The organism is Fictibacillus tiangongensis (assembly GCF_048083785.1).
Classification (GTDB): Bacteria; Bacillota; Bacilli; order Bacillales; family Fictibacillaceae; genus Fictibacillus.
Genome location: NZ_CP182294.1, coordinates 1,068,144 through 1,082,920, shown reverse-complemented (window position 1 = coordinate 1,082,920; position 14,777 = coordinate 1,068,144). Strand labels below are relative to the sequence as shown.

Sequence of the window (14,777 nt, the reverse complement as noted above, 5' to 3'; positions counted from 1 at the left end):
GAGGTGCACGTATGAAACGTGATGTAGATTTTGAAATGTATATTAAGGAAGTTAACAAACCATTCTCAGGGTGGGATTTTTCATATATAACTGAATCTGGTCGGATGGCAAGTGGAATGCTTTCTTGGTCATATGGCAGTATGGTGACCCCTCTCATTGGAAAAGTGTCATCGATGCTTGACATGGGCACTGGAGGTGGAGAGCTTTTGTCCAAGCTTCAACCGTTTCCTGCAGTAGTTTGTGCAACAGAAGGATATCTGCCAAACGTCCCAATCGCAAGAGAACGTCTTGAACCTCTTGGTGTAAAAGTGTTTCAAATCGGTGATGATGATCTTCTTCCTTTTGAAGATCATACGTTTGACCTTATCATTAATAAACACGAATCCTACTCTCCACTTGAAGTAAAACGCACATTAACGAATGGGGGAATCTTTCTCACACAACAAGTTGGCGGTTCAGATTGTGCTGAGATTAACACATTGCTTGGGTATCCAATCAATGATGAGTTCTCACATTGGAATTTGCGTTTTGCTGAAAATGAACTGCGAGAAAATGGATTTGAACTTTTAGAAACTAAAGAAGAATTTCCTGTTCAGCGCTTTTATGATATTGGTGCCTTGCTCTATTATTTAGATGCAATACCTTGGCAGGTACCAGAGTTCCAACTCGAAGATTCTGTAGAAAAGCTGCATCACATTCATGAACTGATCCAAATGAATGGATACTTTGAAGTGAAACAGCATCGTTTTCTAATAAAAGCGAGGAAAAAATAAGGAAAGTTAAAAAGCTGGCACAGCAATCGTTCGCTTTGAACGCGCTGAGCCAGCTTTTCTTGACAATGTTCTGTTGGATTGTTTGGAAGATAGAGCTTTACTGTCCAGTTCATTCAAAATACTGTCCAGTTTTCTAAATTTACTGTCCACTTTTGAGGTTTTACTGTCCACTTGTCTTCATTTACTGTCCATTTTCAACATTTTACTGTCCACTTATTCAGAAACTACTTCTGAACACTCGTTACCATCCAGCCTTTTTCATCGACCCACTCAAGGTTAACCGTGTATTTTTCATTTGGCTGTTTATTCGGACTGACTTCTGCAACTGATTTCTGTGGGCCTCCACCATTTGCGATTTTCCACACCGTCATGTTTTCATCAAGACCTGTAGCCAGACGAATCGCTTTTAGTTTTTCATTCCAGTCTACACTGCCTTCATCATAACTTGATGTATGAGGTCCTGTTTGAGAAGTACCAATTGGTTCGTTTAGAACTGGTTTGTCACCTGAAGCTTGTTGTTTTTTCTTTTCCGCTTCAGCTTTTTCTGCTTTTTCCTTTTTATCTGCTTCTTTTTCAGGATCTATGCCAATTTCTTCAGATGGTTCTTGTTTCTTGGTTTTCTCCTTGTTGTTTGGTTCTTTTTCTTCACGTTCTTCTTCATAAGCACTTTCGTTATCAGGCTGAAGTTTTACCACTTTATGTTTTGGTTCTTTATTTGCTTCCTCTTTCTTTGGCTCTTCTTCACTGCCCATCAGCAGCGCATCTTTTGGCAAGAATAATAACGCTAAAAGAACAGCTCCTAACGCACTGTATAATACAATATTTCTCTTGTTTGACTTCTTGCGTTCTGATCTTCTCATCTATTACAATCACTCCTTCATATCAAACGTTCCCTCTCGTGATAAAACAAAACAAAAAGAACTCTAATAAAGATTAGAGTTCTAACATTTAAAAATTTTATATACTCAACATTAATTATTCGAAGGGATTCACTAAAAATTTGAGGGTGACCAAAGATTTCAGAAGTTTTTGCCAACACAAGTTATGTATTATACCTCTAATACAACAGCCATTTCTTTTCCAAATCTATCACCCTTATCAACAAACCCTAAGCTCTCATACAATTGATGAGCACCCTTATTCTCAGGATGATAACCCACTACAATTACATTAGCATCTAATAAAGTCTTCATTTCTTCAATCATCAACTGTGTTGCGATCTTGCCAATACCTTTTTTCTGGTAATTTTTATCGATCATAATTCGATAGATCCAATACCCATCCAATTCTTCTTTCATGGAGTTGAACATAAGAAATCCAACTGTGTTACCTTCCAATAGAATAGCGTAAGGCTTTAAGGTTGGTTCAAATTTTGATTGAGCGATAGAAACGGCGTTAGGTTCAATATGGCTCACTTGATCATCTGCTACTTCTAAAAAGCAGCATTCGTACCAATTTTCTGCGTTCAGTTCTGCGATCGTCACTTGTTTTTGTGTCATAAGTTCTCCTTTGATTGTAAGTTACATTTCCAATTTTACCATAATATCTCATTTAATGAAGATATAGAATCTAATGATAGCTCAAACGTGATAAAAAACAGTGTCTTCCCATTACTGAAGACACTGCATTTCGTTTAAAGTTAGGCTACGGACTTTTCTTGTTTTGCGGCGAGCTTTTTCATATCAAAACGGACTAGTATGGATACGATGAGCGCAACTATAAACAATCCAGAAAAGAATGTTAAACTGTTCGCGTAAGAACCTGTTGTGTCCTTAATCCACGCAGCGAATAATGGACCTGCAAGACCAGCTGCTGCCCAAGCCGTTAGAATATAACCATGAATCGCTCCAACCTGTTTCGTTCCAAATAGGTCACCAATGTAGGCTGGAATCGATGCGAAACCTCCACCGTAACACGTATAGATAACAGCGAGCATCACCTGAAAAAGAATGGATGATGACGTTTGTGGCAACATGAAAAAGAGAGCGATCTGCAAAACGAAAAATGTCGTATAAGTATTAGGTCGCCCGATGTAGTCTGAAATGGATGCCCATCCAATTCGACCAAAACCGTTGAACAATCCTAAAACGCCCACTAGTGCCGCAGCTTCAGCAGTTGTTAATCCAATACTCTCTTCAGCTAGAGGTTTTGCGGCAGAAAGAATGGCGATACCACATGTAACATTAATGAATAGCATGATCCACAAATAATAAAAACGGCGTGTTTTTACAGCTTCGTTTGCTGTTAGTTGTGAGAGGTCTTGTTTAATTTTCACTTTTCCGCTCTCTACATTCTCTTTAAACCCAGCAGGAAGCCATCCTTCTTCTGGTTTTTCCAAATAAAGAGAGGACAATGTCATTACAGCAAAGTAAGCAATTCCTAAAATGTAGAATGTGTTTGCAATACCAACAGATTTAATAAGTACGTCCATAATAGGAGAACTGACCGCTGCTGCGAAACCAAATCCCATGATAGCAAGTCCTGTTGCTAGACCACGACGATCGGGAAACCATTTGATCAGTGTAGAAACAGGTGCAATATAACCTACTCCAAGCCCGATTCCACCAAGTACACCATAAAAGATATAAAGCATCGTTAACGAGCCGATATTGACTGCAAGACCAGATCCAGCAATTCCTAATCCAAAGAAAATGGCTGCAAGCAAACCTGCTTTCTTTGGACCATGTTTTTCAACAAAATGTCCTAAAAAAGCTGCAGACAAACCTAAGAATAGGATGGCGATACTGAACGTCATCTGCACTTGTGAAGCTGTCCACCCAAATTTCTCGATCAGTGGATTCGTGAAGTTGCTCCAAGCATACACCGATCCAATGGAAATATGTATTCCTACCGCTGATAAAGCAATGAGCCACCGATTTTTAGACTTTTTCATCCTTATTTCCCCCCTATAAAGTTAATAAAGTTAAACATTCATGAAACTTACCCTAATGTAAGGCACAAAAAAAGACAACATTCAAAAGTACTTATTTTTTCAAATAAGTCCATTGTAGAATGTTGCCTAAAAGCTCTACATACTCGTGCAGAGCGTCCATTCATCATCAAAAGTAGAATAGAAAAAGTACAGATCGTGTATTTTCTCCATTACTTCTCACATTAGTTGTAAGCGTTTTTATAATATCAAATCGTTGCGTTATTCGCAACATAATTTTTTGACTTTTTAGATAATAGCCGGGTGATATGAATTTCTTCGCGATCGACACATTTTAATTTACATAGTTTAATCAAATAACTGGAAAGAAATTTGTCTTTTATTTTTGTGTATTGGTTTGGGTTTTCCCATAGATCGCGAAATACTTCGCACAATACTTGTTCAGCCACACGCTTATCACCAGTAATTCGGAGGGCAACCTGATATAAAAGTGTGCTATATGAATCGACCATTTGTTTTAAGGCACTAGAATCCTTATGTAGCAATCTGGTCAATATTTTGCTATCAAGGTCATGTCGTATGTTCATTTCAGCAACACCCTCCTGTTACTTCCTTTGTTAATTTCCAATTCCCATAAATTAAAGGTGTTAAACATTGAACACAACACTTGTTGAATATTCATATATATTTTGTACAATAAAAAAACAGCACTTGAATTTCAAGCACTGTTTTAATTAACACTTATTTTTTTAGATTTTTCTCTACTGAATATTTTATACCTGCAACTGTTCCTATCCCAAGAAGTGCGTATTTTAATCCGACTAATGTAGCTTCTGGTGTAGCAGCCCCCGCTTCCCAAAAGGCATAAAGAACGCCTAGGACAACTGCAACAATGGGGATATACTTGTTCGAAAAACGATCCGTATGACGAATGGCATATAAAACCACAGCTAAACCAATGTACGGTGCAAAATCGGTCATAAAATCCATGATTTCCACCCCAATCGATAAAATTTGTATAGCTAATACAAATTTTATTAAAACTTGGATGAAAATAGACCGTTACGTAAAAATATTATCTCCATGTAGCTTTTTCGAGTGCAGTGTCACATTGATTGATTAAACTTCTCACTAAATCACCAGCAGACCTTACTTGCGCTAGAGCAGATGCTTGACCAGCCCACATGGACATCATTTCTTTATTTCCTTGATTAGCTGCTTCTCTTCTAATATCAGACGTTAACATATGCTGCAGTGGATAAGGAGGCAAATCACGAATATGACTCTCTAAGTCTATCATCATCTTATTCTTAAGACCTCTCGCACTTTTTCCAGAGAAAACTTTTGTTATTTTCGTGTCAGTATCACGACTAGATAGGATGGTCTGTTTGTGAATGGTATTTGCTCCGCTCTCTTTAACTGTCAAAAATGCTGTGCCCAGCTGAACAGCTGAGGCACCTAAAGTTAGTGCTGCTGCCATTCCCCTACCATCCATGATGCCCCCCGCTGCCACAACCGGACATGAAACAGCGTCTACTACTTGTGGAACAAGAGCCATCGTGCCGATCATAGATTCACTTTCACCATTTAAGAATGTACCTCTATGCCCGCCTGCCTCAGCACCCTGTGCAACGATAAGATCTACACCATTGGATTCAAGGTGAATCGCTTCTTTAACAGAAGTTGCCGTTGCGATAACAACCATTTCTAATGCATGTAAGTCTTCTACTAATCTTTTAGACGGCGCATTAAATGTAAAACTAACTATTTTAACGCCCGCTTCGATCACGGTGGATAGCTGTTTCTTAAATAAATTCTCCACATCTGGAATGTCATGAACTTCAGGTATTCCAAGTTTTGAACGGTATGTATTCAAGTGTTGCTGCATCGCTTGAATAGCTTCCTCGTCCATTTTATGTGTCTCGGGCTCGGGGAGAAACAGATTCACAGCAATGGGAGATCGTGTGAGTTGCTGAATTTTTTTAAAAGCCGTTTTAATTTGTTGAGGACTCATATATCCTGCACCAAGTGTTCCTAATGCTCCTGCTTCACTTACTTCTGCTACTAATTCAGGTATTGTTGGGCCACCCGCCATACCCGCTTGTATGATTGGATATTTAATATTGAGCATGCTGCAGATCATACGTATCTTCCTCCATTTCCTGCTTTTTAAATAGCATAACAAAAAGATAGAGCTCTAGTCTGTTTCGACTAAAGCTCTTCCCTCCATTAAACTGCAATTTTTCTATTTTCGTACATCTCCTGAATGGCTTCTTCACTTTTACCTTCGTCAAACTCATTTTCACTTTTAGATACCACGATCGTTGCAATTCCGTTTCCGATTAAGTTTACAATGGCACGCGCTTCACTCATGAAACGGTCAACTCCTAATAGAAGTGCCAACCCTTCAACAGGAATGACTTGCATAGCCGTTAGCGTAGATGCAAGGACGATGAACCCACCACCTGTAACTGCGGCTGCACCTTTAGACGTTAGCATCAATACAGCGATAATGGTTAATTGCTGGGTTAGACTGAGATCGATGCCAAATACTTGAGCTAAAAATACGACTGCCATCGAGAGGTAGATGCTTGTTCCGTCTAAGTTGAAAGAATAACCGGTTGGTATAACAAGACCTACAACAGATTTCGAGCATCCGAACTTCTCCATCTTGTTCATCATTCGTGGCAGAACCGATTCTGAAGAACTTGTTCCGAGTACGATCAAGAGCTCTTCTTTTATAAATTTCAAATACTTCCACAAACTGAATCCATACATCTTACAAATCAGGTTCAACACGATAAAAACAAAGAAGAACATCGTCGTATACACCGCGATCATTAACTTACCGAGCGGTACGAGTGACTCTAGTCCATAGTTTCCTATTGTAAACGCCATCGCACCGAACGCTCCAAGTGGCGCAGCTTTCATGATATAACCGACGATCTTGAAAAAGACGTTCAGCAACTTTTCAAAGAATTCGATAATGATCTTTCCGCTGTTTCCGAGTGCCGTAAGTCCAACACCAAACAGAATGGAAAAGAATAGTACTTGCAGAATATCACCTTTAGCAAATGCATCAACCATGTTGCTCGGAACGATATGTGTAACGAATTCGATCCAATCGATCTTACCGCCTTCTTCAGACGTGTATTGTGACACATCACCTTTCTCAAGCTTATCAAAGTCTAAGCCCGCACCTGGTTTTAACACGTTAACAACGATCAATCCAATAACAAGTGCGAGCGTCGTAACAATTTCAAAGTAGATGAAAGCTTTCCCTCCAACTTTACCTACCTTTTTCATGTCACCCATTTTAGCGATGCCTAGTACGATCGTTAAGAAGATAATCGGTGCGATCACCATCTTCACAGCATTAATAAATGTATCTCCTACAGGTTTCATCTGTTTCCCAAAATCTGGCCAGAAGAGTCCCACTAGTACACCTACGGCGATAGCCGTTAAAACCTGAAACGTTAAGTTCTTAAATAACCTTTTCATTGTTCTTCTCCTTTCGAGTTTGAAAATGAATTTTTAGAAAGTTAAATTGTCTGGGGTCTGACCCGGGGTCAGACCCCAGACAATTTCCATACAATTTAACAAGCCAAAGAAAAACGCTACCATTTGTAAGAACAATGATAGCGCTTCCATTAATTTATTAGAATATTAAGAACTTATTGGACGTTTTGGTCTTTTTGGTCTTCAACTATTTTTTAAGAAGATATCGATTGACAGGTCGTCCGACCGTACCGTACTGAATATCCATTTGAATCGTTCCGTTCTTTACTAAATATTCAAGATATCTTCGTGCTGTCACTCGTGCGATGCCTATTCCTTCTGCTACCTCTTCTGCTGACTTCGCCTCAACCTGCGATTTTATAAAGCTTGCGATCTGTTTAAGCGTCAGTTCGTTCAACCCTTTAGGAAGCTCCGCCGTAACAGGAACATCACGTATCTCAGAATAGAAAAGATTATCTAGATCTTTTTGCGTAACTGTTCCGGATGGTGACACGGTAGAATGATACGTTCGATATTTGTTTAATGCTTTTTCAATACGCTCAAAAGTAAATGGTTTGATAATATAATCGAACGCGCCGTTCTGCATCATAGAACGGATGGTCTCTAAGTCGTTGGCAGCTGTAATAATGATAACGTCTACCTGAATCTTTTCCGCTCGTATCTGCTGAAGTGTTTCAATCCCATCCTGCTCTGGCATGTAGATATCGAGTACGACGAGATCTGGCTTATGCTTTCTTATACGTTTCAATCCTTCTGTTCCATTTGATGCTGTATCGATTACCTTAAATCGCTTTACTTTTTCAATAAACGCTTTGTTTATCTCTAAGACCATCGGATCGTCTTCAATCAACAGAACCTTTATCTCACTCATCCTCTTCACCTCTACCATTCATCGGAAATACTATTACAATACTTGTTCCCTGGTTTTCTTCAGATGTTACTTCTATGTCTCCGTTACCTTTTTCTACAATCTGACGAATCAGGTACAACCCTATTCCAGACCCACTATTTCCTTTTGTCGTATATCCTCTTTCAAACATATGCTGCTGGACTTCCTGACTCATTCCGCATCCGTTGTCCTCGACCAAAATCGCACAAGCCTCGGAATCCTGGGCGATGGAAACATCAATCCTGCCCTCATGAACTCCTTTTAGAGCGTCATACGCGTTCTCTATCAGATTACCAATGATCGTTACAAAATCATGCTGATCGAGTTGATCTGGGAACGTTTTAAGTGAGCTCTCATTATCAATATCCACTTTTATTCCGAGTTCTTTTCCGCGTCCAACTTTGCTTAACAATAGACCTGCAAGACTCTCGTTCTTGATCCTTTGATTTAAAAACCGAGTGAGTGAACCTTTTTCTTCTGATATCTGAAAAACATACTGCATCGCTTTTTTCAAATTGCCTAACTGAAGAAGCCCTGCGATCGTATGAAGCTTGTTCATGTGCTCGTGGTTCTGAACTCGTAGTGCCTCTACAAATGCCTTAACACCTGTCAGTTCTTCCGCCATCTTTGCAACTTCTGTTCTATCCTGGAAAATAGCGACAGCTCCAACGATCTTGTTATTTACTTTTATCGGCACTCGGTTACTCATGATCACTTTTCCACTTACTCGAATTTCTTGATTATAAACAGGACGACTCAGTTCTATGATCTCTGGAAGACGCGTATCTGGTATTACTTCACGAATCTGTTTTCCGACAACGTCACCCCTGACTGAGAATATACTTTTTGCTTTTTCATTAAAGATCGTGATGAGTTCCTCTTTATCAATTGCGATTACACCTTCATGCATAGAGTGGAACGTTGCTGTTCTCTCTTCGAACATTCGTACGATCTCGTGTGGTTCTAAATAAAACATCTGCTGTTTAAGATGACGAGCTAGTAGATAGGAACCGATCACACCGAACGAGAGAACCAATAATAGAATAAGAGTCATCTCATCTGTCAGGTCATGAAACACTTCGTAGTAACCTGGTATCACATGACCGACCACAACAACCCCGATCTGCTCTAGCTCATCATTTTTGATGGGAACAAATGCCCTTACAGCTGTACCCATCTCTCCCTTTGCTTTCGAGATAAACGTGTGGTCAGCAAAGGCTGCTCCTTCATCACTCCCTTTAGACACCGTACCAATCATGTCTTTAACAGGATGAGAATATCGGATATGATCCATGTCCATGACCACGACATAATCTGCTTCATTAATGACTCGTATCTTTTCAACGACTGGTTCTATCTCGTTCCAGCCTCTATTTATCTGAATGTATTTCTTCACTTCGGGAAGCTGTGCCACGGTGCGTGAAGTAATCATTGCCCGCTTCCCCAGCTCTTCTTCCTGAATATCGAGGATCTTACCAATAATGACGACACCTCCGATTAGGATGGCATAGAGCACGATTCCAAACGTTAGGATCATGATTTTTGTTCGAATGGGTAATCGTTTCATCGTCATTTACTAGCAACCTCCTTTTCATTGTCACTATTGTATCATTTCAATTTCAATATGTTAGACTATTTAAAAAAGTAACGGATTTGGGGTAATTCATGGATGAAATCTTTCATTGGGATCGCACTGATACTGATAGCGGGTTTAGGAGTATCAATCTGGATTGGTTTTCATACAAAAATGGCCGAAGGAACACTTCCCTATGATGATGATCAAAAAGGCATACAGGACCAAGTTGTCATCAAGTTTAGTCACGTGGTTGCAGAGAATACTCCTAAAGGACTTGCTGCACAGCGTTTTGCAAAACGGATAAACGAGAAATCTAATGGTCAGATTAAAATTGAAGTGATTCCAAACGGTGGACTCTACTCCGATCAAGAAGAACTTGAAGCGCTGCAGCGTGGTGATGTGCAGATGATCGCACCTGCTACGACAAAGCTAAGCACATTTTCACCTAAATGGCAGGTTCTTGATCTTCCTTATGCCATGCCTACTCGTGAAAGTATTATAAAGGCGTTAAACGGAGACATTGGGAACACGTTGCTTCAATCATTAGAAGAGAAAAACATGAAAGGCCTTACGTTATGGATCAATGGATTTAAACAGATTACAACAAACGACGGGCCAGTCGTTCACCCTGATGATCTAAAAGGGCAAAACCTGCGAATCATGCCTAGTTCTGTGCTTGAGAATCAATTTGATCAAGTTGGAGCTAAAGCAGTTGGATTGGATTTTAACGATACGTACCGATTATTGGAATCTGGAGAATTAAACGGTGAGGAGAACACGATCTCTAACATCTATTCTAAAAAATTCTTTGATGTGCAAAGTCACCTTACGATAAGCAATCATGGATTTTTAGGGTATGCTGTAATCATGAATGATGAGTTTTGGAGCAATCTTACGAAGAAGCAGCAAAGAATCATAACTGAAGCTTTGGATGAAGCTACTAGCTGGAACCAAACTCAATCCTTCGCGATGAACGAGGAACAGCTTGCATTAATCGAGAAAAATTCTTCAATCGATATTCATTATCTGACAGAGGAAGAAAAAAGAGAGTGGGCAAAGGGTTGGGAGCCCGTGTACCGAGCGTTTAAAAGTGAGATTGGAGACGACCTTCTTTCCAAGATGATTCAATTAAGAAATTCCTATAAAGATTTTTAGAGAACAAATTCAGGTGCTGATTCTTTAAAAATCAGCACCCCTTTTTATTCCATTCATCCACACACGTCTGGCAAATACACGTTTCACGATTTGAAGCAGCACATTCAAGAAGTTGAGCTGGCATCTGAACGTTCATACACCAACACGTTTCTGGGTTATTTCCGTTTGAAATTGCACAGGCATTATCTCTCTTACATAACGGGCAATCAGACATGATCTTTCACCTTTACCTGCATCTCTTTTCCCCATTCTGCCAAGGATTTTAATGATGGAATTAAAGCTTCTCCTGCCTCCGTTAATGAATACTCCACCCTAGGCGGTATCTCCATGAATTGCGTTCGTACCACCAGACCTTGTTTTTCCATCTCTTTTAAAGACTGAGATAAGACCATGTTTGTGATTCCATCCACCTGACGCTTAAGTTCGTTATATCGTATCGTCTTATTTTTCCATAAAGCCCATATGATCGGAAGTCTCCATTTACTCCCGATTAGTGTTAGAGCAAATGTTAACGGGCAATCTTCTTTTCTCTTATATCCTTCCTCACTCATGTTTTGGCTCCTTTAATCAGTTTTTACTGACTTAGTAAGAAATTACTGCATACTTGTTTTCGTCTTTCTTTGTAATAAAATTATAGCGTAAGTACTACGTATAGGAGTGATTAATATGGAGTTACACTATGAGATTGTTCCTGATCAAAAGATTGATGTTTGCCGAGATCTCTGCAATGAACTTATGACGTATCAAAAAGCAAAAGCCACCATAAGCCCTGAATTATTTGACACTATGAACTTTGACACACGCTTGGTTCCATCTGTACATAAAGCCATGCATAACTATATCGTTGTAGTTAAAGATAGAAATAAACTCGTGGGATACGTGTATGCAAACATTTCTCCTAAAGAAGTGTATCGCAATGATTTTGCTACCTTTTTTGACATGAAATCCGTTAAGAGAGAAGCAGTCGGTTGCCTTTCTCAGTTTTATATTAAGGATGAGTACAGACAATATGGAATTGGTTCTAAACTATTTAATATGTCTATGAACTGGCTCTCTTCTTTTGATGAAGTGGATGACTATTTTATTTATGTATCAAATGGAAATGATGACGCCCTATCCTTTTATCAGCGTAAAGGATTTACAATCAGTCATGAGATATTAGATGGTTTCATTACGGTATTACGCAGTAAGCAGTAAGAAAGTAAGTGAAAATGGGTAACGTAATCATTTTTAGGTCCATTTAACTGTTTTCTTCGTCTATTTAGTTCCTCCCTTTGTAGCTAGTTTTCTCGTTTTACAAATCTGTAAAATGAAGTTAATAAAAGTATTGTAGAATAAAACCTGTTTCACCAACATTTTGAAATATGTGAAACAACTAGAAATGAAGCTGCAAGGGGTAAAAACTAAATGGATGGAGGCGTTGATGATGAAAAGGCATGAAAACAAAAAATTTCTTTCGCTTTTCTCAGTTGTAATTGCTTTAGTGGTAAGCACGTTAGCATTTATTCCTGCTCTTCAAGCTGCAGGCGACGGATCGTGGACTAGTCCTTATTCAGTTTCTCAAAGTATCTCGAATCAGAACAATTCTGCAAAGACTGTTCAAGGTTATGTAGTAGGACAACCTACCGCAACAACTACCGTGGTAACAAGCAATTATCCAAACGACTATGCACTTGCTTTAGCAGACAGTCCTACTGAAACAAACACATCTAACATGGTGTATGTTCAGATTCCAACTTCTTACCGATCACAGTTTGGCCTAAAAACAAACCCTACTTTAAAAGGGCAATCCATTAAAGTTACAGGAAGTCTGGCAGCTTACTTCTCACATGCTGGCTTAAAAGATCCAACTGCTATGGAAAAAGCATCTGGTACAACACCAACAGATCCGCCGACAGATCCTACTGACCCACCAATATTTGATGAATCGTATTATGATCCTGCACAAGGAAAAACGGGAGCAGCATTAAAAACAGCTCTTCACAATATTATTGATGATCATACTGAACTCTCTTATGATGCCGTATGGAACGCACTTAAAGTAACCGATCAAGATCCAAACAACAGCAACAATGTCATCCTTTTATACACGGGCCGTTCACAGAGTAAGTCAACGAACGGTGGTAATGTAAACGATTGGAACCGTGAGCACGTTTGGGCAAAATCACACGGTGATTTCGGTACAGCGATGGGTCCAGGTACGGATATCCACCACTTGCGCCCAACAGATGTTAGCGTTAACAGCTCTCGTGGAAACCTTGATTTTGATAACGGAGGCACACAGCATTCTGAAGCACTTGGAAACTATTATGACAGCGACTCATGGGAACCGCGCGATGCCGTAAAAGGCGATGTTGCCCGCATGCTGTTTTACATGGCAGTTCGTTATGAAGGTGACAGCGGTGAGCCACAACTTGAACTCAACAACAACGTCAATAACGGAACGGCTCCATATCACGGTAAAATGTCTGTGTTGCTTCAGTGGCACTTAGAGGATCCGGTCGATAACTGGGAACGCAACCGAAACAACATCATATATGACCAATTCCAGCATAACCGCAATCCATTCATCGACCACCCAGAATGGGCTGAGGAGATTTGGTAGAATATTTGCTGTAACACCAACCCTATATCGAAGGGCAGACTCTATTTTTAGAGTCTGCTCTTTGTTTAGTTATGTGGTGGATGAAGATGCATGGTTAACGTCGCTTTACGGTACGTGTTTTTATTTTTGTTACACGTTCACCGGTAAATGATGTGTTTTCACCTGAGATTCACATGGATTAACCGCTAATGTCTCTACTTTCACCTGTAAGGAACCTCGTTCCACTTGTAAATGCTTCTTTTTCACCTCATAGGCCGTGTTCTACAGCAAAATCTTTTTAAAAAACAAAGTAAAACTAGCTTAAAAGGGCAGAGTATAACCCCTATTAACTAGTTTTACAGTAAAAACTCATAATAGATAAGACAAATGCCACACGCAGCCCACGAAACCATCGCAAACACGGTTACGATTATATTTTCTGACCATCCATATTTTATTCCGTAGTGATAATGAATGGGTGTGAACCGGAACAGCTTCTTTTTTGTTCGTTTAAAATATGCGACTTGAATGATGACTGAAAGCTGTTCTGCAAGATAGATAATAAACAGAATGGGGATTAAGATCTCTACGTTCTCAATGATGGCAAGAAACGATAAGGTCCCTCCGATAGCGAGTGATCCTGTATCACCCATGAACGCTTTTGCCGGATACAGATTATAGATTAAGAATCCTAGAATCGTAGCGATCATGACTAAGCAAAAGACCTTTACTTCCATATACTCAGTGATCACAAAGAAAAAGAAGTAAGTAGGAATCGCAACCATGCCTAGAAGTCCATCCATACCATCCGTAAAATTGATCGCATTTGCCGTCCCGACAATAAACAGTGTGATCAGGATGAGGTAGATGATGTAAGGAAGAACAATGTTAAATGATTCCGTCACCCGAATGCTTGTATCAATGTCAAAAAGATCAATGCCAACATATAAGAGAAGAATAGTGAACGCGAACTGAAATTTTAGTTTTGTTTTTCCTGATACCCCGCCAGGATCTTGTTTTGAAGCTTTCCAAAAATCATCTAAAAAACCAATAAAACTAAATAATATAAACGTTGCTATTAGAAAGAGCATGATGGGACTTGTCGTGTAATAATAAAGCGCAACAAAAATCCCTACAAAAAACACACTTCCTAACATTAAAGGTGTCCCCTTCTTTTCCTGATGATCTGGTGGAAGTTCTACTCGAATGGGCTGTGTGAGCTTTAGTCTTTTTAATGTCATGATCAACAGAGGGGCAAATATTACGGTTAACAAAAATGTGATAAAAGCAGGTGCTAGCTGTAAAAACACGACTGTAGTCTCCTCTCTTATTTGTCCACTGTTACTATTCGAGAAAAGATGAAAAGTTCCTTTAAATTGTAGGGGGTCTGA

Annotated in this window: 16 protein-coding genes; 4 read left to right on the top strand and 12 right to left on the bottom strand. The window is 39.5% G+C overall.

The features are described 5' to 3' along the window. The first annotated feature begins 11 nt into the window (after positions 1–11). Complete coding sequence (locus ACNJYY_RS05900) at positions 12–773, top strand: class I SAM-dependent methyltransferase (RefSeq protein WP_416730949.1); 762 nt, start codon at positions 12–14, stop codon at positions 771–773. A gap of 224 nt (positions 774–997) precedes the next feature. Here the strand turns inward: ACNJYY_RS05900 and ACNJYY_RS05895 are convergent, their stop codons facing one another. The 9 genes from ACNJYY_RS05895 to ACNJYY_RS05855 form a co-directional block, all read right to left on the bottom strand. Further along, positions 998–1,633 carry a YrrS family protein gene (locus ACNJYY_RS05895; protein ID WP_144702005.1) on the bottom strand — a complete coding sequence of 212 codons (636 nt, stop codon included), beginning with the start codon at positions 1,631–1,633 and terminating at the stop codon, positions 998–1,000. A gap of 189 nt (positions 1,634–1,822) precedes the next feature. Continuing rightward, entirely contained in the window at positions 1,823–2,272 is a 450-nt protein-coding gene (locus ACNJYY_RS05890; RefSeq protein ID WP_144702008.1) for a GNAT family N-acetyltransferase, read from the bottom strand. A gap of 140 nt (positions 2,273–2,412) precedes the next feature. Next, positions 2,413–3,666: an OFA family MFS transporter gene (locus ACNJYY_RS05885; protein ID WP_144702011.1), complete on the bottom strand. Its 1,254-nt coding sequence runs from the start codon at positions 3,664–3,666 to the stop codon at positions 2,413–2,415. Positions 3,667–3,911: 245 nt separating this feature from the next. Beyond that, on the bottom strand, positions 3,912–4,250 hold the full coding sequence (locus ACNJYY_RS05880) for an RNA polymerase sigma factor (RefSeq protein ID WP_197222244.1): 339 nt from the start codon (positions 4,248–4,250) through the stop codon (positions 3,912–3,914). Between the two features lie 154 nt (positions 4,251–4,404). Further along, positions 4,405–4,653 (bottom strand): phage holin family protein, encoded by a 249-nt coding sequence (locus tag ACNJYY_RS05875; protein ID WP_144702017.1) that lies wholly within the window; start codon positions 4,651–4,653, stop codon positions 4,405–4,407. 85 nt (positions 4,654–4,738) lie between these two features. Beyond that, a complete protein-coding gene (locus ACNJYY_RS05870) occupies positions 4,739–5,806 on the bottom strand; it encodes an NAD(P)H-dependent flavin oxidoreductase (protein ID WP_416730948.1) in 1,068 nt (355 codons plus the stop codon). Between the two features lie 86 nt (positions 5,807–5,892). Beyond that, a complete protein-coding gene (dctP, locus tag ACNJYY_RS05865) occupies positions 5,893–7,164 on the bottom strand; it encodes a C4-dicarboxylate transporter DctP (RefSeq protein ID WP_144702023.1) in 1,272 nt (423 codons plus the stop codon). Between the two features lie 205 nt (positions 7,165–7,369). After that, positions 7,370–8,053 carry a response regulator gene (locus ACNJYY_RS05860; RefSeq protein WP_416730947.1) on the bottom strand — a complete coding sequence of 228 codons (684 nt, stop codon included), beginning with the start codon at positions 8,051–8,053 and terminating at the stop codon, positions 7,370–7,372. After that, on the bottom strand, positions 8,046–9,644 hold the full coding sequence (locus ACNJYY_RS05855; protein ID WP_144702029.1) for an ATP-binding protein: 1,599 nt from the start codon (positions 9,642–9,644) through the stop codon (positions 8,046–8,048). Before ACNJYY_RS05855 ends, ACNJYY_RS05860 begins: the two co-directional genes overlap by 8 nt. Before the next feature lie 96 nt (positions 9,645–9,740). Here ACNJYY_RS05855 and ACNJYY_RS05850 point away from each other — a divergent pair, with 96 nt between their 5' ends. After that, a complete protein-coding gene (locus ACNJYY_RS05850) occupies positions 9,741–10,802 on the top strand; it encodes a DctP family TRAP transporter solute-binding subunit (protein ID WP_416730946.1) in 1,062 nt (353 codons plus the stop codon). Between the two features lie 31 nt (positions 10,803–10,833). On the opposite strand, the gene ACNJYY_RS05845 is transcribed toward ACNJYY_RS05850, so the two are convergent. Together ACNJYY_RS05845 and ACNJYY_RS05840 are read right to left on the bottom strand one after the other, a co-directional pair. Continuing rightward, the gene (locus tag ACNJYY_RS05845) at positions 10,834–11,016 is read right to left on the bottom strand and encodes a cysteine-rich CWC family protein (protein WP_416730945.1); all 183 of its coding nucleotides are present in this window, start codon (positions 11,014–11,016) and stop codon (positions 10,834–10,836) included. Then, the gene (locus ACNJYY_RS05840; RefSeq protein ID WP_416730944.1) at positions 11,009–11,353 is read right to left on the bottom strand and encodes a winged helix-turn-helix transcriptional regulator; all 345 of its coding nucleotides are present in this window, start codon (positions 11,351–11,353) and stop codon (positions 11,009–11,011) included. The genes ACNJYY_RS05845 and ACNJYY_RS05840 overlap by 8 nt, the downstream gene beginning before the upstream one ends. A 115-nt stretch (positions 11,354–11,468) precedes the next feature. Here ACNJYY_RS05840 and ACNJYY_RS05835 point away from each other — a divergent pair, with 115 nt between their 5' ends. Both ACNJYY_RS05835 and ACNJYY_RS05830 read left to right on the top strand, forming a co-directional pair. Further along, positions 11,469–11,999, top strand: coding sequence for a GNAT family N-acetyltransferase (locus ACNJYY_RS05835; protein WP_416730943.1), 531 nt, complete (start codon positions 11,469–11,471; stop codon positions 11,997–11,999). A gap of 229 nt (positions 12,000–12,228) precedes the next feature. Beyond that, positions 12,229–13,407, top strand: coding sequence for an endonuclease (locus ACNJYY_RS05830; RefSeq protein ID WP_416731811.1), 1,179 nt, complete (start codon positions 12,229–12,231; stop codon positions 13,405–13,407). Between the two features lie 335 nt (positions 13,408–13,742). Here the strand turns inward: ACNJYY_RS05830 and mraY are convergent, their stop codons facing one another. Continuing rightward, positions 13,743–14,696: a phospho-N-acetylmuramoyl-pentapeptide-transferase gene (gene mraY / locus ACNJYY_RS05825; protein ID WP_416730942.1), complete on the bottom strand. Its 954-nt coding sequence runs from the start codon at positions 14,694–14,696 to the stop codon at positions 13,743–13,745. Positions 14,697–14,777: the final 81 nt, after the last annotated feature.

Excerpts from the sequence above, each read along its gene's own strand:
- ACNJYY_RS05900 (WP_416730949.1), top strand. The coding sequence starts at position 12 with ATGAAACGTGATGTAGATTTTGAAATGTATATTAAGGAAGTTAACAAA.
- ACNJYY_RS05895 (WP_144702005.1), bottom strand. The coding sequence starts at position 1,633 with ATGAGAAGATCAGAACGCAAGAAGTCAAACAAGAGAAATATTGTATTA.
- ACNJYY_RS05890 (WP_144702008.1), bottom strand. The coding sequence starts at position 2,272 with ATGACACAAAAACAAGTGACGATCGCAGAACTGAACGCAGAAAATTGG.
- ACNJYY_RS05885 (WP_144702011.1), bottom strand. The coding sequence starts at position 3,666 with ATGAAAAAGTCTAAAAATCGGTGGCTCATTGCTTTATCAGCGGTAGGA.
- ACNJYY_RS05880 (WP_197222244.1), bottom strand. The coding sequence starts at position 4,250 with ATGAACATACGACATGACCTTGATAGCAAAATATTGACCAGATTGCTA.
- ACNJYY_RS05875 (WP_144702017.1), bottom strand. The coding sequence starts at position 4,653 with ATGGATTTTATGACCGATTTTGCACCGTACATTGGTTTAGCTGTGGTT.
- ACNJYY_RS05870 (WP_416730948.1), bottom strand. The coding sequence starts at position 5,806 with ATGATCTGCAGCATGCTCAATATTAAATATCCAATCATACAAGCGGGT.
- dctP (WP_144702023.1), bottom strand. The coding sequence starts at position 7,164 with ATGAAAAGGTTATTTAAGAACTTAACGTTTCAGGTTTTAACGGCTATC.
- ACNJYY_RS05860 (WP_416730947.1), bottom strand. The coding sequence starts at position 8,053 with ATGAGTGAGATAAAGGTTCTGTTGATTGAAGACGATCCGATGGTCTTA.
- ACNJYY_RS05855 (WP_144702029.1), bottom strand. The coding sequence starts at position 9,644 with ATGACGATGAAACGATTACCCATTCGAACAAAAATCATGATCCTAACG.
- ACNJYY_RS05850 (WP_416730946.1), top strand. The coding sequence starts at position 9,741 with ATGAAATCTTTCATTGGGATCGCACTGATACTGATAGCGGGTTTAGGA.
- ACNJYY_RS05845 (WP_416730945.1), bottom strand. The coding sequence starts at position 11,016 with ATGTCTGATTGCCCGTTATGTAAGAGAGATAATGCCTGTGCAATTTCA.
- ACNJYY_RS05840 (WP_416730944.1), bottom strand. The coding sequence starts at position 11,353 with ATGAGTGAGGAAGGATATAAGAGAAAAGAAGATTGCCCGTTAACATTT.
- ACNJYY_RS05835 (WP_416730943.1), top strand. The coding sequence starts at position 11,469 with ATGGAGTTACACTATGAGATTGTTCCTGATCAAAAGATTGATGTTTGC.
- ACNJYY_RS05830 (WP_416731811.1), top strand. The coding sequence starts at position 12,229 with ATGAAAAGGCATGAAAACAAAAAATTTCTTTCGCTTTTCTCAGTTGTA.